This is a genomic window from Vibrio sp. 1874 (assembly GCF_033344395.1).
Taxonomy (GTDB): Bacteria; Pseudomonadota; Gammaproteobacteria; order Enterobacterales; family Vibrionaceae; genus Vibrio; species Vibrio alginolyticus.
In genome coordinates, this window is record NZ_JAWPOR010000004.1 from 354,084 (window position 1) to 377,267 (window position 23,184).

Below are 23,184 nucleotides of genomic sequence, written 5' to 3' on the forward strand. Positions count from 1 at the left end.
CAAAAAAAGCGGCAACTTTGTGCTACCGCTTCCGATTCATTTTCTTTAAAAAATGTCAATCACAAAACTCATTTTTTAACTTAATAGCGTTCAGTATTTTTTAGTATGAACGATGTAGTTTACATCTACATTACGACCGAGTTTGTAGCTGTCATTTAGAGGGTTGTAATGAAGCCCAGTAATGCCCATTTCCGTCAAGTCAGTTTGGTCTATCATCTTCATCATTTCGGCTGGCTTGATAAACTTATCGTGCTCATGAGTGCCTTCAGGAACAATCTTAAGAAGCTTCTCAGCACCGACAATAGCAAATAAGTACGACTTAATGTTTCGGTTCAAAGTTGAGAAAAACACGTGACCACCGGGTTTGACTAGCGCAGCACAAGAGCGGATAACGGAGAGAGGATCTGGAACGTGTTCAAGCATCTCCATACAAGTCACGACATCGTAAGTTCCTGCGTTTTCTATAGCGTGGTCTTCTATTGTGCTCTGAATGTAGGTCAGTTGAGTACCTGTTTCTAATGCATGTAGTCGCGCGACTTCTAATGGTTCTTTACCCATATCAAGCCCCGTCACAATAGCGCCTTCTTTTGCCATGCTTTCAGCAAGAATGCCACCACCACAGCCGACATCAAGTGCGCGCTTGCCAAACAAGCCATTTGCTTTTTCAAGTACATAGTTCAAACGAAGTGGGTTAATTTGATGAAGTGGCTTAAACTCGCCTTCTAAATCCCACCATCGAGAAGCCATGTCCTCGAATTTCTTAATTTCACTTGGGTCGACGTTTTGTGCTTTAGTCATAATTGGTTTTATTGCATTCAATCTGAGTCCTTTAGAGGGCGCCAGTATACTCCAACGTTTTACACCCAAACAACCTCGATGTGCTTAGTTAAGGGACAATGACAGAGTTCACTGGCGCGGCAATCGAGACAGGTGCCTGTAATTTGTAAAGCGCTAACTATTGTTTTTGCTTCATCCTTGAACTGGTGCCAGTGACAATAACTCTAAAACCTGCATTTTCGCGTTGTGTGGTTAAAGGAATTTACCTCGCTTTTCCGCGTAAAGGGTCCGATTTTGCTCAATATTGACCGAAATATAACCACTAATCAGAAAGATATGGGATGAGTGTGCAAATTCTCGACATTTGATTCATAACCAAGCTCACAACCTGATAAAAGGAGAGGGAAAGTGATGCCGAAGTGATGAATTGTGTGTTATATTTTTGCACCTTACACGTATCGTAATTACGATCAGATAATAGAGGGATAATGGCTCTATGAGCGATTTAGCTAAAGAGATCACGCCCGTAAACATTGAAGATGAGCTTAGAGGTTCATACCTAGACTATGCGATGTCAGTCATCGTGGGTCGTGCTCTTCCAGATGTGCGTGATGGCCTAAAACCAGTACACCGCCGCGTTTTATTCGCGATGAACGTACTAGGCAACGATTGGAACAAACCATATAAAAAATCAGCCCGTGTTGTCGGCGACGTAATCGGTAAATATCACCCACACGGTGATAGTGCTGTGTACGACACAATCGTACGTATGGCTCAGCCGTTCTCGCTTCGTTACATGCTGGTCGATGGTCAAGGTAACTTTGGCTCGATCGATGGCGACTCTGCTGCGGCAATGCGTTACACCGAAGTTCGAATGGCAAAAATTGCCCATGAACTATTGGCTGACCTAGACAAAGAAACCGTAGACTACGTACCAAACTACGACGGTACTGAGCAGATCCCAGCGGTTCTTCCAACTAAAATTCCAAACCTATTGGTTAACGGTGCTTCTGGTATCGCAGTAGGTATGGCAACCAACATCCCGCCTCATAACCTTGGCGAAGTGATTGATGGCTGTCTTGCATACATCAATAATGAAGAAATCACTATTGATGAACTAATGGATTACATTCCTGGTCCTGATTTCCCAACGGCGGCGCTTATCAGCGGTCGTAAAGGCATTGTAGACGCGTACAAAACAGGTCGCGGCAAAATCTACATGCGTTCGAAAGCGGACATCGAAGTGGAGAAGAATGGTAAAGAGACCATTATCGTCACTGAAATTCCTTACCAGGTGAACAAAGCTCGCTTGATCGAAAAGATCGCTGAGCTAGTTAAAGATAAGAAAGTAGAAGGTATCAGTGCACTGCGCGACGAGTCAGATAAAGACGGTATGCGCATTGTTATTGAGTGTAAGCGCGATGCTGTGGGCGAAGTAGTTCTAAACAACCTTTACGCTCAGACTCAGCTGCAAACCACTTTCGGTATCAACATGGTGGCCCTAAACAATGGCCAGCCACAGCTATTCAACCTAAAAGATATGTTGAAGTGCTTTGTTGATCACCGTCGTGAAGTTGTGACACGCCGTACTATTTTCGAACTGCGTAAAGCGCGTGAACGTGCTCATATCCTTGAAGGTTTAGCTCTAGCGCTTGCTAACATTGATGAAATTATTGAGCTTATCCGTAAGGCACCTACACCGGCTGAAGCAAAAGCGGGTCTTATCGCTCGTGGTTGGGATTTAGGCAACGTTTCAGCAATGCTAGAGCGTGCTGGTACAGATGCTGCGCGCCCTGAATGGCTAGAGCCTGAATACGGTATTCGTGATGGTCAGTACTTCCTGACTGAGCAACAAGCACAAGCTATCCTAGATCTACGTTTACATAAACTAACAGGTCTAGAACACGAGAAGATTCTTGGCGAATACAAAACACTTCTAGAAGAAATCGCTGAACTCATGCATATCCTTGCGAGCACTGAGCGTTTGATGGAAGTGATCCGTGAAGAACTTGAAGCGGTTCGTGACGGCTTTGGTGACGCTCGTCGTACAGAAATCACAGCTGCGAGCCATGATATTGACATGGAAGAGCTGATCGCACGTGAAGACGTTGTGGTTACTCTATCTCACGGTGGTTACGTTAAGTACCAAGTACTGAGCGACTACGAGTCACAGCGCCGTGGTGGTAAAGGCAAGAGTGCGACTAAGATGAAAGATGAAGACCATATCGAGCGTCTTCTAGTGGCGAATACCCACGATAACATCTTGTGTTTCTCTACTCGTGGTAAAACATACCGCCTGAAAGTTTACCAATTGCCTCTAGCGAGCCGTACTGCGCGTGGTAAGCCAATTGTGAACATCCTTCCACTCGAAGAAGGTGAGCGCATTACCGCGATTCTACGTGTTGATGAATTCTCTGAAGACAAATTCATCTTCATGGCAACAGGTGACGGTACGGTTAAGAAAACGCCGTTGAACCAGTTTGCAAACGTACGTTCAAACGGCCTAATCGCTGTGAACCTACGTGAAGACGATTCGTTAATCGGTGTGGATATCACTAACGGCGAAAATGAAATCATGCTGTTCTCTAAAGCGGGTAAAGTGGTTCGCTTTAAAGAAGCAGAAGAGATTCCAGTACTTGATGAAAATGGTAAACCAGTTCTTGATGAGAATGGTCAGCCAGAGATCAAGTTTAAAGGTGTTCGTCCTATGGGTCGTACCGCCTCTGGTGTTCGTGGTATGAAACTGGCTGAAAATGACCAAGTTGTATCACTTATTGTTCCTTCGCACGAAGGCGACATCCTAACGGTTACAGAAAACGGTTATGGTAAACGCACAGCACTTAGCGAGTACCCGACAAAAGGTCGTGGCACTCAAGGTGTAGTTTCTATCAAAGTTTCTGAGCGAAATGGCCCGGTAGTTGGTGCTATCCAGGTTGTTGAAGGTGATGAAATGATGATGATCACCGACGCTGGCACGTTAGTACGTACTCGTGTGGGTGAAGTTAGCCAAGTTGGTCGTAACACACAAGGTGTAACGCTTATCCGTACTGCGGAAGATGAATCAGTTGTTGGTTTGCAACGTATTGAAGAAGTTGATGATGAAGAGCTGCCTGCTGATGAAGATGCAGAAGCGTTAGAGTCAACAGACGAAAATACGCAGCAAGACGCTCCAGCTGCTGATGATGCAGAGGAAGGTAACGAAGAGTAATCTTACATCGTTATCCTGATATGAAAAGCCGAGCCTTAGTTGCTCGGCTTTTTTGTATCTGTATCAACGCATTTAAAGTAAGAAATGCGTACACTGACGTTATCTTTGTTTACAGGACGTGTTATGTCTGTTTGGTTTTTCGCTGCCATCACTCTGATGGGGCTGTTTATCGTACTCTTATCACTGAGTGCATCAAAAGTTAAACCTGCTCAATGGTTTGGCTTTTGCCTGTTAGTACTTGTCGTGACGAGTGCCAGTTTCTTATTGCTGCATCAAACTCCGCCTAAATCAATACAAGCGGAAATGTCACGAATGATGACTGCTCGTGACATCATGAAAGAGATTCAAGACCAGTTGCGTGAAGATCCGAACAACGCTGAATTGTGGTTCCAACTCGGGCAGGGCTACCTGCTAGAGGGGGAATTTGATGGCGCGCTGATTTGTTTTGATTACGCGATCCAACTGACTGAGCCAGTCAGTGCCACGCAACTTGCCGCAAAAGCGACGACCTTGTACTACATTCACCAGCAATCAATGACGCAAGAAGTTAGCTTGCTTTTGGAGCAAGCTTTGCAGATAGAACCGCACAATGAAGCCGCTTTGTCTTTGATCGCAAATGATCATTTTCTGTCATTCCGATTTCAGGAAGCGATTGATGCCTGGGTAATATTATTAGATTCTAATGATCCAAATTTAGATAGGGTGCAAATCATTAACTCTATTAACAAAGCAAAAGAGCTATTGTAAGCGTACAATTTAACAAGCAATAGAGAGAAAGGTGGGCAACGAATGAAAAATAAAGCACTAAGCATATTGGTTTTGCTGTGCGGCTCTGTGCTGGCGGGTTGTAGCTCTTCCGATCATTCTGGCTCTTCCTCTACGGTTTATTATTCATCGGGTTACTACGACCCGTGGTGGTACGATCATGACGACTACTGGATTTATTACTATCCGGGCTGTTGCGATAACGACGATGAATACAAAGAGAAACTGGAAGAGTGGTGGAATGGTTTAGATGAAGACCAACAGCAATCCATCAAAGACAAAGTCGAAGATTGGAAAGACGACGATATGTCCGCCAATATCGATAACATGAAACGCCAACTTGACGATCATTGGCAATCACTGCCTGACGAGCAAAAGCAAGAGATTCGAACCCAATGGGAGAATCGTCCGGAGCATATTGAACCAGCGACTTTACAAGGCAAGGCGGTGAAAGAAAAGGTTCAACAAAGAAAAGCATTACCGGAAACGAAGATCCAGCGTCCAGTTGCTCGTCCAAATGTGCAGATACCTAAAGCACGTCCAAATATTCAACCTAGACCTAGGCTTCCTCGTCGCTAGTACATTCGATTTTTGTCTCTCGATAGAATCAGGATGAAGAGATAAAGATAATAAAGAAAGAAAAGGGGCGTTCAGTACGCCCCTTGTTGTATCTATAAACTAACCTCTGCAAGTTAGACTAATATGTGGCTTCGCGTTCAGCTGCTGCTTTATCCCATTCTGGTGCCACCGTTTCTAGGAAGTGTTTCTTGTCTGCGTTCATCTTATCCATATCCATGCCCAGTGCTTGCTGTGCTTTCGCTTTGGTCGAGATATCTGGAATTTGAACAGGGTCAGTAATGCCTTTGGTTGCCAGTAAGCGAACCAACTTGGTACGGGCGTCAGCAGCGCGGTCAACTGCAGTACCAAGTACTTCTAGTGCTACCTCAGGAGCATGCATGTGGACACCGTGAGAAGCAATCGCGTAGTCCCAACGCCATTGTGCATGGCGAATATCTTGTAGGATAGGTTCCATCTCTGCTTCTGTTGCACCTGCTTTCCACGCTGCGCCTGCTTCAAAGTGTGCCGCTACGATTTGCTTCTCGGCGGTTAGCTTCATGTTCAGTACTTGCGCTTTGCGAGTCGAGACGATGCCTTGTAGCTGCTCTTTAGTTTGGGTATGGCATTGCGCACAGGTGTCTTCAAAACGATCAAATGGGTTACCCACTTTGTGGTCTGTGTACACCGTACCGTCTTCTTTGGTCACTTTAGGCATGTGGCAGTCCACACACACCACTTTGTTTTTACCATGAATACCCGCTCTCCAAGTTTCGAAACCCGGGTGTTGTGCTTTTAGCATCGGCGCGTTAGATACGGCATGCGTCCAATCTTTGAAATTCAACGCGTCGTAGTATTTCTCCATGTCATTAACGGTGGTGCCCATATCCCATGGGAATTTAACCGCTTTAGTTGGGCCGGTGAAGTAGTATTCAACGTGACATTGAGCGCAGACCGATGCTTGCTTATCTAGGCGAGACTGTTCATCAAAGTTTTTACCAATAGTATCAAAAGCACGCTCGACGTATGGGCGAGTCAGTGCCAGCGCGGGTTCGCCTTTCTTGAAGGCTTCAGAGCCCGTGTTGTGGCAATCGGAACAACCGATAGGGTTGACGATTTCTGAGCCTAAGCGTGCCCATTTACCTTCGAAATAACCGTCTTCACCACGTTCATCAATCACGCGAGCAACGTCTGGGCTTTTACAGCTCCAGCACGCCATCGGCATAGGCCCGGACTTCTCGTCGGTTGGTGCGCCAGTACGTAAGGTTTGGCGAACATCATCAAGTGCGTAAAAGTGACCGCGCGCTTTGTTGTAGTCTTTCGCGAAGCCATAACCTGCCCACAGGATAACCATGTTTGGGTCTTCACTTAGAGCATCTTCTATGTGCTCACTTTCGGATGTTGCTTTCCAAGAGTGGTATTGGTCGGGATGGTTCTGTTCAAAGGCGTCATTTCGAGGATCGATAAAATCCTTCTCTTCTGCCGCTAACGGAGCGCCAACCAAAAATAATTGGCTGGCGAATAAGGTCGCAACCGCAATAGGTGCGCTCATCCAGTGTTTTATGCTCACAGTGTTATCTCCATATTCGTTTTTATTAGCAGCGTTGTGAGGAGCTATTCCAAATAAGAACTGGAGATCTACGATTAATAATATTGCTTAATTGGATAGATGAAATAGTGAGTGAATCTTGTCTTGTTTTAGATCAATTTACACCAGTGATCTCAGTCATGTTTGAATTTATATACCTCTAAAGTGGTAGTTGTTAAGTCATTGTTCTGCAATGCTTTGGGTTTTTAACCTTTTTAAAAATAGGGTGATTTAGTTCGCTTTTTGAGCAGGCGTTTCTACCCCTTATGAATAATAGAGGTATTATAAATATAGGTTTAGCGTTGTGGCTTTCCGAAATAAGAATTGATGTCATTTGAAGATCTAAAAAATATCTTCAGAGGAAATTAATTGTCGCTCAAATAAATAATTGAGAATAGTTATCAATTATTATCGAGCTAAGGAAAGAACAATATGGGCAATATAAAATTGACCATAGAGACAATGCTGAAACTTCTCTTCGTCTTTGCCATCTATGGTTTCTCCATCGCCGCCCATGCGACTTCTTCAGAGCCGATTGAAGGTGCTCAAGCTGAGCGTCATCAAGTCGAGTTGATCCGTGACCGTGACTACAAGTGTCTGCAATGTCATAAGGATGCAAAAGAGACTCTGAACCTTTCGCATGACCCGCAAGCTCTACTCAGCCAAGGGAAGCAACTTAATTGCACCAATTGCCATAGCAACATTGGTCCCGACCATCGTGAAGGTGCGCCTGATGTGATTAAGTTTTCTGCCGCGCAATCGAAAGAGGTACACGACAAAGTGTTCCTTGATCCAAGCATGATTCTTAAAGCCAACGGCCAATGTGTGGATTGCCACGCACCGACACAGCTGAGAGAAAGCCACTGGACGCACGATGTGCACGCCAAAAACCTCACTTGTTCAAATTGCCACGATGTACACGCAGCGAAAACCAAAGCGTTGTCGTACGACAGAAAACAACTGATCAAGCAGTGTGTGGATTGTCACTCTGAATTTGCCGTCGAACCTGAACTTGCCAAAGAAGAGGAGAGATAGCATGAAATGTTCGAGAAGAAACTTTTTAGCCGGCAGCGGCGCGTTGATTTTAACTACAGGCGTTGCAGGCACTTCCGTTGTTAGCTCCTCTCTCTATGCCAGCAACAGTGAACAAGCGAAACGCATGGGTATGGTTCATGATGAAAATGCCTGTATTGGCTGTACCGCTTGTACCGATGCTTGTCGCGAAGTAAATAAAGTCCCTGAAGGCGTAACGCGACTTAAAATTCATCGCAGTGAACCGATTGGCGAATTTCCAGATGTGGAATACCAGTTTACTCGCGAATCCTGTCAGCACTGTGATAACCCACCATGTGTGTACGTTTGTCCAACAGGCGCTGCATACAAAGATGAAGCGACCGGCATCGTGGATGTGCACAAAGAGAAATGTGTCGGATGTGGTTATTGCCTTGCCGCTTGCCCTTACCAAGTGCGCTTCTTTAATCCAGTCGATCACTCTGCGGATAAATGTAACTTCTGCCGTGATACCAACCTAGCGCAAGGTAAGCAGCCAGCTTGCGTGGAATCTTGCCCAACAAAAGCACTCATCTTTGGTGATTTGAATGACCCAACTAGCGAGGTGAGCAAAGCTATCGAAAGCCATGTTGTCTATCGCGATAAATCGCATTTAGGTACGCAACCTAAACTGTACAAAATTCCGCATAGCAAAGGGGAGGTGTCATCATGAACGGCTTCGAAAGTGCATTCCACTTTGACTCGTTAGTCTGGGATTGGATCATCGCGATTTACTTATTCCTTGCTGGGATGTCAGCAGGTGCGGTGATGATTTCTATCTATTTAAAACGCAAAGTGATTGAAGGTGATCCCGCAAACAACGGCATCATGAAAGCTATGGCTTGGCTTGCGCCATTTGGCATCATTGCTGGGTTGGTAATTTTGATTTTCCATTTAACCAAGCCTTTAGAGTTTTGGAAGATCATGATCTACTACAACCCAACGTCTGTGATGTCGATGGGCGTGATCTTGTTCCAAGTGTACATGCTGGTGCTGTTTGTTTGGATTGGCGTTATCTTCCGCCATCAAATCATCAGCTTCTGTGAAGGGAAGTTACCAAGCAAACTGCTGGATTTTGCCGATGGCATTTTGATTAAGGCGGGGAAAGCCAACAACGCCATTGAATTGTTCTTGGGCTTCTTAGCCATCGTGCTTGCAGCGTACACTGGCTTTCTATTGTCTGCATTGAAGACTTACCCAATGCTAAACAATCCAGTACTGCCAATCTTGTTCCTGTTCTCTAGTTTGTCCTCGGGTGCAGCGGCATGCTTGATGTTCGGCATCTTGGTGTTTAAAGAGTCGACCAGCAGCCCAAGTGTGTCTTGGGTACACGGATTTGAACGCCCAGTAGTATTGTTTGAGCTGTTTGTCTTAGTGACTTTCTTTACTGGACTGATCTTCAGCGGTGGTCAGAACGAAGTCGCGGCTTGGAATGCTATTTCGAGTGGATTCTGGGCTCAATGGTTCTGGGGTGGGGTAGTGTTCATCGGCATGATAACGCCTTTGACTCTCAATTGGTTGGCGCCTTCTGAAGTGCGCCACAAAGGCAGTTACGTTTTTGTGGTCACGACGTTGAGCTTGGTTGGCGTACTTATGCTGCGTACTTTCATTCTCTATGCCGGTCAAATGACCTTAGTGTAAGGGGGATAAATGGAAGCTGAGCTAGGGTTCTTCTTACTGATATTGGTGGCTGTAACATCGACTTGTGCATCGTTGCTGCATTGGCTACGTCGTGCTATGAGTAAGAAGGCGACATTGCCGCATCAAGTCGCGATGTCCCACATCATTAGCTTAGCTTCCTTCATTTGTTTAGCACTTCTGATCGTCTGCTTCGTGCAAGACAACTTCGCGTTGGAATATGTTGTTACGCATTCCAACAGTCAACTCCCCGTAGCATTCAAGATTGCTGCCGCTTGGGGCGGGCACCAAGGCTCCATGTTGTTTTGGGTCGTCACCTTGAGTTTATGGGCGTCGTTTATTGCATTTAAGTCACCGCTCAACGCCCAATATACTTGTGACTGTTTAGGAATCATGAACGTTCTTATTGCGACATTTGCTTGGTTCACGTTAATGACCTCTAACCCGTTCGAGTATGCCCAAGTATTGGCGTCGGAAGGACGAGATCTAAACCCAATGTTGCAAGATGTTGGGCTTATCATTCATCCACCATTGCTTTATCTCGGTTATGTCGGTTACGCTGCAATATTAGCTTTTGCATTAGCAGCCCTATTGGGTAAACAACCGATGAGCGATTGGTATGTGGTTGCTCGAAGCGCAGCGTTTTTTGCATGGGGAACGCTCACGTTGGGTATCTTGGTGGGATCATGGTGGGCGTACAATGAGCTAGGGTGGGGCGGCTGGTGGTTTTGGGACCCTGTGGAGAACGCTTCTCTACTCCCTTGGCTTACTGGTACTGCTTTGTTGCACAGCGGTGTTGTCGCAACACGTAACAGAGGCGCAATTTGGAGCACCTATGCACTGGCGTTTGCTACGTTCAACCTAAGCATTTTAGGGACATTCGTGGTGCGCTCTGGCGTGCTGACTTCAGTGCACGCTTTTGCGGTGGACCCAACTAAAGGTTTAGTGCTGCTTGGTGTATTGAGCTTGCTTGTCATCATCACTTTTGGCGTATTGATTTTGCGAGGAGAACAACTCCCTCGTTTCAAACTTCAATCTCTAGCGAGCCAAGCTTACACTGCTTATATCGCCAAAGGGCTGCTGGTTATTGCGACTGCCATCGTTTTTCTTGGCACTTTTTATCCGATGGTTTATCAACTGCTCGGCTTAGGGAACATTTCGGTTGGCGCACCTTACTTTAATAGTCTGACCTTTCCATTAAGCATACTGGCTCTGATTGCCTTAGCATTCATGCCAGTGCTGAAATGGACAAAAGGCGCAGTTCCGAGTGGAAGCACTGATATCGCGATTAGTATTGCGTTATCTATAGTCTCTGGGATCGGGTTTATGTTCTCAGTGAACGTACTGCATTTCGAAGTATTGCTAACCATAATATTGGCTACTTGGGTGATTGTGGCGCATCTCGTTATGCTGTTTCGTTGTTCCAATAAGCGCAAACTCATGCCAATCGTGATGGCACATATCGGTTTTGCGCTGGCGGTGAGTGGAGCTGTATTCAACAGTCACTACTCATATGAACATAATTTACGTGTCGAACCCGGCAGTTCTCAACAAAGGGCGGGGATCACTATCGATTATCATGGTATCGAATGGCTGGTGGGGCCAAACTACACCGCGGAACAAGGACAGATCACCTTGCACTTGGAAGATGGCCGCATGCTCAATTTCAACCCGCAAAAGCGTCATTACCCTGTGCGAGTGATGAATATGACCGAGCCCGCGATTCGTTCACTATGGCATGGCGATTATTACGTGACATTGGGTGATAAAGTCGACACTCATGCTTATGCGATTAAAGTTCAGTACCGCGCAGGTATTTGGTGGATATGGTCTGGCGGGCTACTAGCTGTGTTTGGTGCGCTATTAACCGGCCTAAAGAAAAGGAGAGAGGCTATCAATGCGATCGAGAAATACGCTTAAACTCGCAGGTCTGTTTGTGGCTGTTGCCGTGTTTGCTGTAGTAACTGCGGTGGCTTTGTCTGAGCGACCACATGTTGAATTGTCCCCACAACGAAATTTAGATGCACCTAATTTTCGCTCTACTTCTCTGATCTCTGATGACATGGTTTCTGAGCAGTTGTTCAAAAGCGACGGATATAAATTATTGAATGTTTGGGCATCTTGGTGCGGAGTATGCAAACGAGAGCATGAAGAATTATTGCAGTTAGCAGAACTCGGTGTGCCTATTATTGGGCTGAATTATAGAGATCAAAAACAAGCCGCTCGTGAATATTTGAGCTCTAAACGAAATCCATATATTGAAGTAATTAGTGACCCTAATGGAAAGCTCGCTGTGGAGCTAGGTGTTATCGGAACGCCGGAAACTTACTTGATTGATCCAAATGGTCGTATATTGATCAAATATCGTGGAGAGCTAACGGCAGATAAATGGAACGATATATTTTCAGGATACTTGAATGTTTCGATTTAATAATCTTCTCCTCACTTTAATCCTATTTATACTATTTTCTCCTTTCACGAGAAGTGCGGATATAGAACAGAATGTTGATCTGTTTGAATTTCATTCCGTTGAAGTGCAACAGCGTGCAACCTCGTTAGCCAAGGCATTACGCTGCCCGCAGTGTCAAAACCAAAACCTTGTCGAGTCTAATGCACAAGCGGCTAAAGACCTGAGGTTGAAAGTGTATACGATGGCCAATGAAGGCAGCTCAGATCAAGAAATAAAGGACTATCTAGTTGCTCGTTATGGGAATATTGTTCTGTACCAACCACCATTAAATTATTCCACGGCGCTGTTGTGGATCTTTCCTGTGCTATTTTTGATCTTTTTTGTCTTATATTCGATCCGAATGGTGAAGCGTAATTAATGTGACCGTTATTCCACTATTAAAAATAAATTGTGCACTTAACAAGCAGAATGTTATCATTTTTCCGAATTTATGAAGTTTCCAGTATAAAGAAAATAAAAATTTTGAGCTGGATAAGTAATAAAAGAACGAAATAGGTGCACGCAGTGGATTCAGTTATATTACAACTTAAAAAAGACTTCTATTCGCAGATTCGTGCATTGCAATCACCGAACCTGCCTCAAGTTACTTCAACGCTCGCCGTGTTGACCGACGAGGAAATCCAAGAACTCGAAGCAGTTTGGATTGAACTCGCCGTTTGGAAGCGCAGTCAGACCCATTAAAAGATAGACCAAACGACCTTCTTGAAACCCCAGACAAAATTTGTCTGGGGTTTTTTATTGTAGTTTTTTTAAATTGTTATAATATAACAATTGTTCAGTTGGAGAGTGTTTCTCTTTTGCTGTCTTGAGTGGATAACTGCCCTCAATTGTGATCTCTATATTGCAAAATGCGGTATCAGTCCCCATAGTTGAAGAGCAACGAGTAAATCCCATGAATGCAATAACGAAAACGCATCAAGCGCATCAAGCAATAAATCGAGTGAGTATAGATATGGCGGAAGTACGTGCCAGAGTAGATTTTAAAGTCGGGGCAAAAAGTAACATTGATGCCGAAATTCTGTCTTTCCATGGTCTGAAGACAGACAAAGAGCATGTTGCTATTATCTTTAAACAAGCGGACCAAACTCAGGACATGCCTTTAGTTCGTATGCACTCTGAGTGTTTGACAGGCGATGTGTTCCACTCTTCACGCTGTGACTGTGGTGAGCAACTAGAAGAGACGATCAATCGCATGGGCGAGTCCGGTGGTATCATCTTGTATCTCCGTCAGGAAGGTCGTGGTATTGGCTTGTACAATAAGATCGATGCATACCGCTTACAAAGCCAGGGCATGAACACGTACGAAGCTAACAACCATTTGGGCTTTGATGATGACCTGCGTGATTTCACAGAAGCAGCACAAATGCTAGAAGCTTTAGGCGTGAATAAGATCCGCCTCGTGACGAACAACCCTAAGAAAATCCGTGAGTTATCTGAGTACGGAATTGAAATTGGCGAGGTTGTCAATACCTCTGCACATATCAAAGATGGCAACGAAAATTATCTGAAGGCAAAAGTCTCTCACGGAAAACATGACCTAAAGGTTTAATCCTAAAGATAAAACTGACAATAAAGTCTGTGAAAAACCTCATTTTTATGAGGTTTTTTTGTATCTGGAGTTGCAAATAAATTGTAAATTTGTATTATCTCGAGACTAAAGTGCAAATAAGAATAATTAGCACTACCAATACGATAATTGAAAAGCTCAACAAGGATGCTTCAGATGAATGCAAAAAAAGTTTTAGTCCAATCTATTGCTGCATCACTCCTCATTGCCAGTGGTTCTACCGTTGCTGCCACAGTAACTAAACAACAAGTAGTCGAACATTACGCGGACGTTGCCCATGCTGTATTTGCTGATTCAGTAACAACAGCGAAAGCGCTTGATGTGAAAATCGACGAATTTCTACAATCACCATCAGCGAAAAAGCTTGAAGAAGTAAAACAAGCTTGGCTAGATTCTCGCGTGCCTTACCAACAGTCTGAAGTTTTCCGTTTTGGTAACGCGATTGTTGATGATTGGGAAGGTCAGCTGAACGCATGGCCACTTGATGAAGGTTTGATTGACTACGTAGCGGCTGATTACCAATACGAATTGGGTAACGAGGGCGCTGCTGCCAACATCATCGCGAACACAAGTCTGCAGATTGGTGCTTCTAAACTGGACGTTTCAAAAATCACTCCAGAATTGCTAGCGGATCTAAACGAAGTAGGCGGTTCTGAGGCAAACGTTGCATCAGGTTACCACGCGATTGAATTCTTGCTTTGGGGTCAAGACCTAAACGGCACTAACGCGGGTGCAGGTCAACGTGCTTACACTGATTTCGTCGTTGGCTCTGAGTGTACGAATGGTCATTGTGATCGTCGTGGTGAGTACCTAAAAGCGGCCGCTGATCTACTGGTTCAAGACCTAGAGTGGATGGAAAAGCAGTGGTCTGCAGAAGTGAAAGGCAACTACCGTGAAGAGCTATTGAACGAATCTGCTGACAATGGTCTTCGTAAGATGCTATTCGGCATGGGTTCTCTTTCTCTAGGTGAGCTAGCGGGTGAGCGCATGAAGGTGGCACTAGAGGCAAACTCGACTGAAGACGAACACGATTGTTTCTCAGACAACACGCACAACTCTCACTACTACAATGAGCAAGGCATCTACAACGTTTACACAGGTACATACAAAGGTGTAAACGGCAAAGAGCTATCTGGTCCAAGTATCGCTAACCTTGTTGCTCAAAAAGACAAGAAAGCCGCGACCGAAATTCAAAAGCAGTTTGATACAACACGTAGCCAAGTTGGTGAGCTAGTGACTTCTGCAGAGAAGAACAACCAGCACTTTGACCAACTTATTGCAGCGGGTAACGCACAAGGCAACGCGCTAGTAAACGACACCATCATGTCGTTGGTAGCACAAACCGGTGCGATTGAGCGTGCGGCAAGCATTGTCGGCATCGACAGCCTAAGCCCTGATACTGCTGACCACGAGTTTTAATAAGAAAACCATAATAAATAAGGGCTCTTTGTGAGCCCTTTTGACGTTTGAGCTCGTTGTTATCACCCTTGTTGTCTATGTAGAGCAATGATATGAAGCCATACCTAATTTCTGCGCTAGCCGCGATCCTTTCTTCTTCTGCCATGGCTTATGATGTTAAGTCTGGTGGCAAAACCAGTGTTAAAAAAGACGGCGCGAATGCCTATTCTCTTCCTGCTGCTAACTTGCCAATGAGCAAACGCCTCGACTTTAGCGTAGGTAACAGCTTTTTCCGTAACCCTTGGGTACAAGCGCCAGCGTCAACGGACGCTCGTGATGGCCTAGGCCCGCTTTTTAACACCAATGGTTGTCAGAATTGTCACATCAAAGACGGTCGTGGTCATCCGCCAGAGAAAGATGATTTACATGCCGTGTCTATGTTAGTGCGCTTAAGCATTCCTGCGATGACGCCAGAACAAAAGAAAGCTTACATCAAAGATGGCGGCATACCTGAGCCGACTTATGGTGGCCAGCTTCAAGATTTCGCTCTGCAAGATCAAACGCCAGAAGGCAAAATCGAAATCACTTACACCGATGTCCCAGTGAAATTTAAAGACGGTACGACGGTGACGCTAAGAAAACCTCATTTGAACATTACCGATCTGGGTTACGGCGATATGCACCCTGATACCGAGTTCTCAGCACGCGTGGCACCGCCAATGATCGGCCTTGGTTTGTTAGAGAGTATTCCCGACGAAACGCTACTTGCTTGGGCTGATGAACAAGATGCCGACAAAGACGGTATCTCAGGCAAAGTCAATAAGGTGTGGGATATTGAGAAGGACGACTTCTCGATTGGTCGTTTTGGCTGGAAAGCAGGACAACCGACGCTAATGCAGCAAAATGCAGCAGCATTTAATGGTGATGTGGGTCTTACGAGCCATTTATTCCCAAATGAAAACTGTACCTCGAAACAAAGCATTTGTGACGACATGCCAAATGGCGGCAAACCAGAGGTGAGTGAAAATATTCTCGACTTCGTAGAGTTTTACAGCCAACACTTAGCCGTACCTATTCGCCGTAACGTCAATGATCCTAACGTGAAACTTGGTCAGCAAATCTTTGCTGCGTCTGGCTGTGAAAGCTGCCACAAGACCAGTGTTAAAACGGCGAAACGACCAGAGTTACCAGCGCTTTCTGAGCAGCTTATCCACCCATACACAGACATGCTTTTGCATGACATGGGTAAAGGCTTAGCCGATAACCGTCCGGAATACTTAGCAAACGGCCGTGAATGGCGAACGGCACCGCTATGGGGCATTGGTTATACCGAAGAAGTAAACGGACACACTTACTTTCTACATGATGGCCGCGCTCGTAACCTGATGGAAGCGGTGTTGTGGCACGGCGGCGAAGCTGAAACGGCGAAACAAAATGTTTTAGCTCTGAACAAAAAAGAACGTGATGCTCTCATTGCGTTTCTGAACTCTCTATAAGGAAGCAACCATGAAAAAAACACTGTTAGTGAGTGCGATTGCCGCAACGTTAAGTTTGGTTGGTTGCCAATCGACCATCGGTTCGAGCTCAGCCAAGCCTGAGAGTACAAGTCATATTTCTCAAAGCGTGTACGAGGTTGAGTTTCAATCAGCTCAGACGTTTTTAGCGCAAACCACAGAACTTGAACAGCGCTTCGCGGATTACTGCGCATCAGAGTCGAAAGATGATGCACAAGTAAAACAGCAATGGCATCAAACGATGCTTGCGTGGATGGCATTACAAGGTCAAGAACGTGGCCCTGCTACGGCGTTGGAGCAAAGCTGGAATGTTCAGTTTTGGCCAGATAAAAAGAATACCACTGGTCGTAAAATGTCTGTACTGACGAAATCTGATCAAGCTTGGAGTGCAGAAGATATCTCCACCCAAAGTGTCACCGTGCAAGGTTTAGGTGCATTGGAATGGCTGCTTTACGATAAAGCGTCGACCTTATCTAGCAACGGCAATACTTGTGTGACAGGCGTAGCGATTGCAGAAAACCTCGATAACAAAGCGCAGATCATCGCGGATTCTTGGGCAGAGAACCCTTGGAAATCGCTAGAGATGACGGAATGGGAGTCTGAGTACATTTCACTGCTCTCGAATCAGCTTGAATACAGCATGAAGAAGTTGAGCCGACCGCTAGCGAAGATTGGTAAGCCTCGCCCGTATTTCTCAGAATCGTGGCGTTCAGAGACCTCGCTTTCAAACTTAAAAGCCAACCTTCAAGGGATGGAAGCGTTGTACTTTGCTAACGGGAATGGTCTAGACGCGCTACTTAGAGAGCAAGGCCATGCAGATCTCGCAGACCGTGTCGTTCATCAGTTTGAAATGGCGTTAGAAACTTGGCCAGAAGATAAGAGCTTGTTTGCTGCACTACAAACAAAAGAAGGCTATCGCATGGTGCTCGCTCAATACAATAAGCTAGAGCAATTGAAGTACCTGATTCACGAAGAAGTGGCGATCGAGCTTGGCGTAGTTATAGGATTTAATGCAACCGATGGTGACTGATCAAACCCGCCGAACCTTGCTGAAAGCCGCTCTATTCGGGGCGGCTACACCTATGATGCCATTTGGTTGTTCTTCAACAAGCTCACGTGAGCCTGCGTTGATCGGCTGCTCTATCATTGGCCGAGACAAATTCGCAGCGGTGGTGGCGGATGAGCATGGTATGCCGCTATCTTCATTGCCGATTCCTGAACGTGGTCATGGTGTAGCAACGAACCAACAAGGCCACGCCGTAGTCTTTGGTCGACGACCTGGTACTTTCTTCATGGTATTTGATTTTCGCTCAGGGCAGATGATCAAACTGCAACTAGCAAAGTCAAATCGTCATTTCTATGGGCATGGCGTTTACTCCCATGACGGCACATTACTATTTGCCACAGAAGGTGAGAGGGGGACAAGCCGTGGGATCATTGGTGTTTATGATGTACAGAAGCAATATCAAAAGGTCGATGAGTTAACGGGTTTTGGTCTTGGTCCTCATGAAGTGATCATGATGCCTGATGGTGTATTGGCGATTGGCGTCGGTGGCGTACACACTAACGGTCGTGAACCTCTCAATCTTGATAGCATGAAACCCAGCCTGAGTTACCTTTCACAGAAGGGTGAGCTACTGGATCAAGTGTCTTTACCGGATCATAAGTTGAGTATTCGCCACTTAGCCCATGATGGTGCGGAAACCGTGCTTTGTGGTCAGCAATATCGTGGTGAGCCGGACGAGTATCCAGCTTTGATCGCCATGCACACGCGTGGTGGTGAAATGCAAGATCTTCAAGCTGAGCCTGAAGAGTGGGCGCGTTTCAATCACTACGTTGCGAGTATTGCAGCAACCGATGAATGGATCTTAGCCACTTCGCCTCCGGGCAGTTGTTATGGTATATGGTCTAAATCTACGGGCAAATTGGTCGAGCTAAGTGCGTTACCAGATGCCTCTGGTGTTGTGGTCTATGGCGATGAGTTCCGAGTCAGCTCTGGGGCGGGAAAAGTGGTAGAGCAAAGACCAGAGGAGTCAAAAAGTACCTTCGCAAGCGGAGTGCAATGGGACAACCATTGGTCGAGAATTATCTAGAAAGATCATTGAGTAATTACTTATAGAGAGTTTTGTTGTCGTTTTCGGCATCAGATTCTTAATTTTAAACCTGCAAGCTGTGAGATATTTGCCATACTTTTTATTATGGCAAGTAGCGCAAGGATCATTTCAGTGTTTGCTAGGGTTTTAATCATGACGGCACTTCTGGTGCCGTTTTGCAGCTTTTCCACCGTCGTTTCTCTCGAAGCTTCAGCGCAAGTCGAGCAAGAGGGAGCGGTACAAAAGCTGTCTGTAGAAAAAATGATCCATTATCCAGAGGTTATTGATCAACTGTATCAAAGCACCAATTACCGTTTGAACTGGGAAAATGAAAGTGATATTGAGCAGTTTCTTTTTCAAGTAAACCTGGTTGCACTTGCGGATGTCACCGATGAATTCGAAAATCAACTTCACCGGATAAACCAAGTAAGGTGGCAGGGAGATAATCTCGACTTCGATTTAGTGATGACAGATTCACTCTTGATGTACCTTAGTTATCTTGAGCAACTCCCCGAAGAAGGGATTAATTGGCTATTTACAGACAAAGCCCATGTTACGTTACCCGCTCCTAGCATCGATACTTTATCGGTTCTGAGTAATGAGATTACGGTTGGCAAACTTGGTCAGTTTTTGGCAAGTCTCCGGTCTCCATTACAAACAGATGATGCTTTCTACTCCGCCTATTCTTCGCTATCGGAACATTCTCAGTACCAATATCCTGCCTATCAACAAACTGGGCTAGCACGTGTTGGCGATATATTAGAAAACAGACCCCTATTGATTGAGCGAATGGAGATCGTAGGCGTAGATGTTTCTTACTTGGATTTAGTCACTGAAGAATATGACGAACAATTAGAGCTTGCGATAAAAGAGTTCCAGCGTATTCATGGTTTGAAAGAAGATGGCGTTATCGGCCCGAATACCATTCGATGGATCAACTTTTCTCCTCAAGAGCGATTGCATCTGCTGGCGTTGAATTCTGAGCGTTCAAGAATTTGGTCGAAAGAAAGGGATAATGTTGTCTTTGTTAACGTGCCTGGATACGAAGTCACGTATTGGCATGACGGTCAACCCTTGTTTGAGTCTAAAGTCGTGGTAGGGAGAGCATCAAGAAAAACGCCCATCATGTCGGTAGCACTGGATTCAGTTATTCTCAACCCAACTTGGAACGTGCCTTGGACTATCATGGTTAAAGACATTATTCCTAAAGTAAAACGTAATCCGATGTATTTGATTAACCATAACATTCAAATCATTCGGTCTTGGACTTCGAACGAAATTATTGACCCTACAACCATCAATTGGGCAACGGTGAATCCGAGAACATTTCCTTATCGTATGCGACAGGCGTCGGGCTTACAAAATGCACTGGGATTGTACAAGTTCAATATGCCTAACCCACAAGCTATTTATTTGCATGACACGCCAAGTAAGAACTTGTTTGAACAGGACAGACGCGCATTCAGCTCAGGATGTGTCCGTGTCGAACATGCAGACCAGTTAGCAGAACTTCTGTTCAAAACTCAGGGGTTGGAAGAACGTTTAGCGAAAAAGCGAGAAAGTTCTCGTCGGTCTAACACGTCAGTTCCTTTGGGAGAGCGCATTCAAGTACACATCATTTATCAAACAGCATGGTTGGAAGAGGGAACGCTTTACTACCGTGATGATATCTATAAGTACGATCACCGCAGTTGAAATCTTTAAGGAAAATTTACAAAACGAAGAATTCTCTTTTAGTTCAATAATTAATCAATAATTACTGCATCTGAAAATCAAGATGGAGTGTTTTATGCGTTTGACGTGACAAATGTGTTTGGTTAATGTCCACGACTTGTCTAGTTGTTGAGCACTGTATTTTGAAATGGTAAGTCGTAACTTTTCCCGCCGAGATTTCCTTAAAATGACCGCTGGTGGTGTGGTGTTGGCGTCTGCCCTGCCATCATTTTCTTGGGCTTCACTCCCTGACGAGCCACGTGCGCTGGCGATGAACAACCTTAATACTGGAGAGATCCTCGAAACATGCTATTTCGATGGAAAACGATACATTAATGATGAACTTCAAAGGCTGAATGAGTTTTGTCGAGACCATCGACGAAATGAGGTTCATCCCATGGATCGACGCTTGTTCGATCAAATAAGCCAAATTCAAAAGTTAATTGGTACAGAAGCAGAGGTGATCGTCATTTCAGGTTACCGTTCTCCTGCCACTAATGCCTCGCTGCGCAACGGGTCTTCTCGTGTAGCGAAAAAGAGCATGCACATGGAAGGAAAGGCCATTGATTTCCGTTTAGACGGTGTGAAGCTTTCAACAGTTCGTGATGCTGCATTAAGCCTAAAAGCCGGTGGCGTGGGTTATTATCCAGGCAGTAACTTTGTTCATATCGATACGGGTGCTGTTCGTTCTTGGTAGTGCCAGTTGAGACAAGGTTTCTAGTCTCAGAACGTCGTCGATTACCCACAGTTCAAAGCTTGAAGTCGCTAGGCCTTAGTGTCATAGTTGCGGCAGTTTTCACGCAAATTTATTCGGTATAGGTTATCTATGGCTCTGAAATACCAAGTTGTTCCAGTAACATCTTTCTCTCAAAACTGTTCTATTGTCTGGTGTGACGAAACCATGAAAGGCATTGTGGTTGACCCTGGCGGCGATGAAAAGCAGCTCGCTATGCTTATCAAAGAGCTGGGTGTTGACGTGGTAAACCTCGTGCTAACACACGGTCACTTGGACCACGTAGGTGGCACGGAGCCGCTGTCTGCACTGCTTGGCGGTACAGAGATTGTTGGTCCTCACAAGGCAGATAACTTCTGGTTGCAAGGTTTGGAAGGTCAGAGCCAAATGTTTGGTTTCCCGCTGACAGAAGCGTTTGAACCGCACCAATGGCTAAATGAGGGTGACACTGTCACTTTCGGTAATCAAGTGCTGAACGTATTCCATACACCTGGTCATACACCTGGTCACGTTGTGCTTTACAGCGAAGAAGCGCGTTTAGCGTTTGTGGGTGACGTTTTGTTTAACGGTAGCATTGGTCGAACTGACTTCCCACAAGGCGATTTCAATACGTTGATTAGCTCTATCAAAGAGAAATTGTGGCCTTTAGGCAATGATGTCACGTTTGTCCCTGGTCACGGCCCTCAATCGACTTTCGGTCACGAGCGTAAAACTAACCCGTTCGTTGCTGACGAGATGCCGCTTTACTAAAAGTGCGTGTACTAAGCATTATTCTGGCTCGGCGGCAGCTAAGTATCGCCGAGTCAGTCCCACAAAGTCCTCAGCCTCACGATCTAGATCACTTGCTGATATAAATAGATCGTAGCCGTAGAAACCTCTCTGATACTTCATCCGGTTGGCGAGCATCGCTAACAAACCTTTGTACTCAATCCCATCTCTGTTTATATACGGTTTAGGGTCAAGCACCATATCCTCAAACTTATCTTCACACTGATTTTGTTTCGCGCCCAAGTAAAGCAGTGCTCGCTGGCTGAGGAGAATTTCTGTCGCTATACGAGGGCAGATTGAATTTAAGTAGGGTGAGTAGTGTTTTAGACGAATACCGATCCAAGGTAGCGGTTGGTGCCACCCTTCCTGTTGGTAGCTACAAATACCGATTGACTCAATATTTCGCCATCGGACGACCCAACCCCCTTTAAAAAGGTGTTGCTGAAAGTGAGAAGCTGTCAGCGTAAAAGTGACTTGGCTTTTCTTAATCATCAAGATGGCGAAACCAACGATTGCAGACATCAAAATGACCGACAACATGGCTTGCTTCCATCCCGGAGAAATGGCAACCAAAAACAAAGTGATGAGTGCAACGAGCAACAAAAGTATTCTGTTGATAGGGGAGTCGGGTTTGAAATGTGAATTTGTTAGGTGCAGCGTTTCCATGCTTATAACCTCATCGAATACTTGTCCAAAAATAAGTGGGTAGCTTTATGTGCATTGATTTGCATTTAAAATAAAACAAACCTCTGTTTTTATACCCAGTATTCAATAAATCCGTTCATAAAATATCTGATTAAATAGTAGACGTTCTATGCTTTGAGCGCATTTTTCATCGCGTTTCGCCGCTAAAACCTACAAATTGCTTGTGAATTTTGGTATAAAACGCGCTTCAAATTTTCATCCCTGCTGAGATGCAGTGAACTGGAGAAATATTCAATGAGACTTGCTCATAAGCGTAAAGTGCAGATGAAACTGCAAAAACGCATTAAAGCGACAGTAGCAAACTTAGCTGCAGCACCTAAAGCAGTGAAGCCTGTTGCGGAAAAAGCAGTAGCACCCTCTGTTGCTGAAAAAGCTGTTGCGGAGAAAGTAGTAGCTGATAAAAAAGTAGCTGCAGTGAAAACAGTTGATGTTGCCCTTACTCCTAAGCAACAACAAGTATTAGACATCGTTATGGCGAATGCTGAAGGTATTAACCCTAAAGGCATCGGTCTAGCTGCAGGTCAAGAAGATACTAAAGCGGCATCATGGGCTACTGGCGCACTAAAGAAGCTTCTTGAAGAAAACCTAGTTCAAAAAGAGCAGTTAGCAGGTAACAAAGTTATCTACAAAGCAGTTTAATTA

Annotated in this window: 22 protein-coding genes; 19 read left to right on the forward strand and 3 right to left on the reverse strand. The window is 45.1% G+C overall.

Features of this window, described 5'->3' with window-relative positions; all coding sequences use genetic code 11:
* Positions 1–90 precede the first annotated feature (90 nt).
* Entirely contained in the window at positions 91–798 is a 708-nt protein-coding gene (ubiG, locus tag R8N46_RS11455) for a bifunctional 2-polyprenyl-6-hydroxyphenol methylase/3-demethylubiquinol 3-O-methyltransferase UbiG (protein ID WP_005376820.1), read from the reverse strand.
* Between the two features lie 475 nt (positions 799–1,273).
* Here ubiG and gyrA point away from each other — a divergent pair, with 475 nt between their 5' ends.
* From gyrA to R8N46_RS11470, 3 genes are all read left to right on the forward strand, one after another.
* Positions 1,274–3,985, forward strand: a complete 2,712-nt coding sequence (gene gyrA / locus R8N46_RS11460; protein WP_017636128.1) for a DNA topoisomerase (ATP-hydrolyzing) subunit A — start codon at positions 1,274–1,276, stop codon at positions 3,983–3,985.
* A 123-nt stretch (positions 3,986–4,108) separates the two neighbouring features.
* The gene (locus R8N46_RS11465) at positions 4,109–4,732 is read left to right on the forward strand and encodes a tetratricopeptide repeat protein (RefSeq protein WP_193838085.1); all 624 of its coding nucleotides are present in this window, start codon (positions 4,109–4,111) and stop codon (positions 4,730–4,732) included.
* A 42-nt stretch (positions 4,733–4,774) separates the two neighbouring features.
* Positions 4,775–5,329, forward strand: a complete 555-nt coding sequence (locus tag R8N46_RS11470) for a hypothetical protein (RefSeq protein WP_005376825.1) — start codon at positions 4,775–4,777, stop codon at positions 5,327–5,329.
* A 118-nt stretch (positions 5,330–5,447) separates the two neighbouring features.
* Here R8N46_RS11470 and nrfA read toward each other — a convergent pair whose 3' ends face one another.
* Positions 5,448–6,875 carry an ammonia-forming nitrite reductase cytochrome c552 subunit gene (gene nrfA / locus R8N46_RS11475; protein ID WP_031778935.1) on the reverse strand — a complete coding sequence of 476 codons (1,428 nt, stop codon included), beginning with the start codon at positions 6,873–6,875 and terminating at the stop codon, positions 5,448–5,450.
* A 450-nt stretch (positions 6,876–7,325) separates the two neighbouring features.
* On the opposite strand from nrfA, the gene nrfB reads away from it, so the two are divergent.
* The 15 genes from nrfB to R8N46_RS11550 all read left to right on the forward strand — a co-directional run bounded on the left by nrfB (position 7,326) and on the right by R8N46_RS11550 (position 21,819).
* On the forward strand, positions 7,326–7,928 hold the full coding sequence (nrfB, locus tag R8N46_RS11480) for a cytochrome c nitrite reductase pentaheme subunit (protein ID WP_053306575.1): 603 nt from the start codon (positions 7,326–7,328) through the stop codon (positions 7,926–7,928).
* Position 7,929: 1 nt separating this feature from the next.
* Positions 7,930–8,616: a cytochrome c nitrite reductase Fe-S protein gene (nrfC, locus tag R8N46_RS11485; RefSeq protein WP_017636123.1), complete on the forward strand. Its 687-nt coding sequence runs from the start codon at positions 7,930–7,932 to the stop codon at positions 8,614–8,616.
* On the forward strand, positions 8,613–9,584 hold the full coding sequence (gene nrfD / locus R8N46_RS11490; RefSeq protein WP_053304292.1) for a cytochrome c nitrite reductase subunit NrfD: 972 nt from the start codon (positions 8,613–8,615) through the stop codon (positions 9,582–9,584). Before nrfC ends, nrfD begins: the two co-directional genes overlap by 4 nt.
* Before the next feature lie 9 nt (positions 9,585–9,593).
* A complete protein-coding gene (locus R8N46_RS11495; protein WP_053306574.1) occupies positions 9,594–11,501 on the forward strand; it encodes a heme lyase CcmF/NrfE family subunit in 1,908 nt (635 codons plus the stop codon).
* Positions 11,479–12,012 (forward strand): DsbE family thiol:disulfide interchange protein, encoded by a 534-nt coding sequence (locus R8N46_RS11500; protein ID WP_005376839.1) that lies wholly within the window; start codon positions 11,479–11,481, stop codon positions 12,010–12,012. Before R8N46_RS11495 ends, R8N46_RS11500 begins: the two co-directional genes overlap by 23 nt.
* Positions 11,999–12,409, forward strand: coding sequence for a heme lyase NrfEFG subunit NrfF (gene nrfF, locus R8N46_RS11505; protein ID WP_053306573.1), 411 nt, complete (start codon positions 11,999–12,001; stop codon positions 12,407–12,409). Before R8N46_RS11500 ends, nrfF begins: the two co-directional genes overlap by 14 nt.
* A 146-nt stretch (positions 12,410–12,555) precedes the next feature.
* Positions 12,556–12,732 (forward strand): hypothetical protein, encoded by a 177-nt coding sequence (locus R8N46_RS11510; protein ID WP_020480909.1) that lies wholly within the window; start codon positions 12,556–12,558, stop codon positions 12,730–12,732.
* A gap of 271 nt (positions 12,733–13,003) precedes the next feature.
* On the forward strand, positions 13,004–13,600 hold the full coding sequence (locus R8N46_RS11515; RefSeq protein WP_025767283.1) for a GTP cyclohydrolase II: 597 nt from the start codon (positions 13,004–13,006) through the stop codon (positions 13,598–13,600).
* Between the two features lie 174 nt (positions 13,601–13,774).
* The gene (locus R8N46_RS11520) at positions 13,775–15,037 is read left to right on the forward strand and encodes an imelysin family protein (protein WP_213972439.1); all 1,263 of its coding nucleotides are present in this window, start codon (positions 13,775–13,777) and stop codon (positions 15,035–15,037) included.
* A gap of 92 nt (positions 15,038–15,129) precedes the next feature.
* On the forward strand, positions 15,130–16,512 hold the full coding sequence (locus R8N46_RS11525; protein WP_005376848.1) for a di-heme oxidoredictase family protein: 1,383 nt from the start codon (positions 15,130–15,132) through the stop codon (positions 16,510–16,512).
* A gap of 10 nt (positions 16,513–16,522) precedes the next feature.
* Positions 16,523–17,560, forward strand: coding sequence for an imelysin family protein (locus R8N46_RS11530; protein ID WP_054866138.1), 1,038 nt, complete (start codon positions 16,523–16,525; stop codon positions 17,558–17,560).
* Complete coding sequence (locus R8N46_RS11535) at positions 17,541–18,623, forward strand: DUF1513 domain-containing protein (protein ID WP_193838084.1); 1,083 nt, start codon at positions 17,541–17,543, stop codon at positions 18,621–18,623. The genes R8N46_RS11530 and R8N46_RS11535 overlap by 20 nt, the downstream gene beginning before the upstream one ends.
* 153 nt (positions 18,624–18,776) lie before the next feature.
* The gene (locus tag R8N46_RS11540) at positions 18,777–20,318 is read left to right on the forward strand and encodes a L,D-transpeptidase family protein (RefSeq protein ID WP_005376852.1); all 1,542 of its coding nucleotides are present in this window, start codon (positions 18,777–18,779) and stop codon (positions 20,316–20,318) included.
* A gap of 166 nt (positions 20,319–20,484) precedes the next feature.
* Positions 20,485–21,033 carry a DUF882 domain-containing protein gene (locus R8N46_RS11545; RefSeq protein WP_031778936.1) on the forward strand — a complete coding sequence of 183 codons (549 nt, stop codon included), beginning with the start codon at positions 20,485–20,487 and terminating at the stop codon, positions 21,031–21,033.
* A 129-nt stretch (positions 21,034–21,162) separates the two neighbouring features.
* Entirely contained in the window at positions 21,163–21,819 is a 657-nt protein-coding gene (locus R8N46_RS11550; protein ID WP_005376855.1) for an MBL fold metallo-hydrolase, read from the forward strand.
* Positions 21,820–21,837: 18 nt separating this feature from the next.
* Here R8N46_RS11550 and R8N46_RS11555 read toward each other — a convergent pair whose 3' ends face one another.
* Positions 21,838–22,503, reverse strand: a complete 666-nt coding sequence (locus R8N46_RS11555) for a DUF2982 domain-containing protein (protein ID WP_005376857.1) — start codon at positions 22,501–22,503, stop codon at positions 21,838–21,840.
* 273 nt (positions 22,504–22,776) lie between these two features.
* Between R8N46_RS11555 and R8N46_RS11560 the strand changes: the two genes are divergently transcribed.
* Positions 22,777–23,181, forward strand: coding sequence for a hypothetical protein (locus R8N46_RS11560; protein WP_005376863.1), 405 nt, complete (start codon positions 22,777–22,779; stop codon positions 23,179–23,181).
* Positions 23,182–23,184: the final 3 nt, after the last annotated feature.

Excerpts from the sequence above, each read along its gene's own strand:
- R8N46_RS11550 (WP_005376855.1), top strand. The coding sequence starts at position 21,163 with ATGGCTCTGAAATACCAAGTTGTTCCAGTAACATCTTTCTCTCAAAAC.
- R8N46_RS11540 (WP_005376852.1), top strand. The coding sequence starts at position 18,777 with ATGACGGCACTTCTGGTGCCGTTTTGCAGCTTTTCCACCGTCGTTTCT.
- R8N46_RS11470 (WP_005376825.1), top strand. The coding sequence starts at position 4,775 with ATGAAAAATAAAGCACTAAGCATATTGGTTTTGCTGTGCGGCTCTGTG.
- R8N46_RS11525 (WP_005376848.1), top strand. The coding sequence starts at position 15,130 with ATGAAGCCATACCTAATTTCTGCGCTAGCCGCGATCCTTTCTTCTTCT.
- nrfD (WP_053304292.1), top strand. The coding sequence starts at position 8,613 with ATGAACGGCTTCGAAAGTGCATTCCACTTTGACTCGTTAGTCTGGGAT.
- R8N46_RS11465 (WP_193838085.1), top strand. The coding sequence starts at position 4,109 with ATGTCTGTTTGGTTTTTCGCTGCCATCACTCTGATGGGGCTGTTTATC.
- R8N46_RS11545 (WP_031778936.1), top strand. The coding sequence starts at position 20,485 with ATGGTAAGTCGTAACTTTTCCCGCCGAGATTTCCTTAAAATGACCGCT.
- R8N46_RS11500 (WP_005376839.1), top strand. The coding sequence starts at position 11,479 with ATGCGATCGAGAAATACGCTTAAACTCGCAGGTCTGTTTGTGGCTGTT.
- R8N46_RS11495 (WP_053306574.1), top strand. The coding sequence starts at position 9,594 with ATGGAAGCTGAGCTAGGGTTCTTCTTACTGATATTGGTGGCTGTAACA.
- R8N46_RS11530 (WP_054866138.1), top strand. The coding sequence starts at position 16,523 with ATGAAAAAAACACTGTTAGTGAGTGCGATTGCCGCAACGTTAAGTTTG.
- nrfC (WP_017636123.1), top strand. The coding sequence starts at position 7,930 with ATGAAATGTTCGAGAAGAAACTTTTTAGCCGGCAGCGGCGCGTTGATT.
- R8N46_RS11535 (WP_193838084.1), top strand. The coding sequence starts at position 17,541 with ATGCAACCGATGGTGACTGATCAAACCCGCCGAACCTTGCTGAAAGCC.
- R8N46_RS11515 (WP_025767283.1), top strand. The coding sequence starts at position 13,004 with ATGGCGGAAGTACGTGCCAGAGTAGATTTTAAAGTCGGGGCAAAAAGT.
- R8N46_RS11560 (WP_005376863.1), top strand. The coding sequence starts at position 22,777 with ATGAGACTTGCTCATAAGCGTAAAGTGCAGATGAAACTGCAAAAACGC.
- nrfB (WP_053306575.1), top strand. The coding sequence starts at position 7,326 with ATGGGCAATATAAAATTGACCATAGAGACAATGCTGAAACTTCTCTTC.
- R8N46_RS11555 (WP_005376857.1), bottom strand. The coding sequence starts at position 22,503 with ATGGAAACGCTGCACCTAACAAATTCACATTTCAAACCCGACTCCCCT.
- R8N46_RS11520 (WP_213972439.1), top strand. The coding sequence starts at position 13,775 with ATGAATGCAAAAAAAGTTTTAGTCCAATCTATTGCTGCATCACTCCTC.
- nrfF (WP_053306573.1), top strand. The coding sequence starts at position 11,999 with ATGTTTCGATTTAATAATCTTCTCCTCACTTTAATCCTATTTATACTA.
- gyrA (WP_017636128.1), top strand. The coding sequence starts at position 1,274 with ATGAGCGATTTAGCTAAAGAGATCACGCCCGTAAACATTGAAGATGAG.
- ubiG (WP_005376820.1), bottom strand. The coding sequence starts at position 798 with ATGACTAAAGCACAAAACGTCGACCCAAGTGAAATTAAGAAATTCGAG.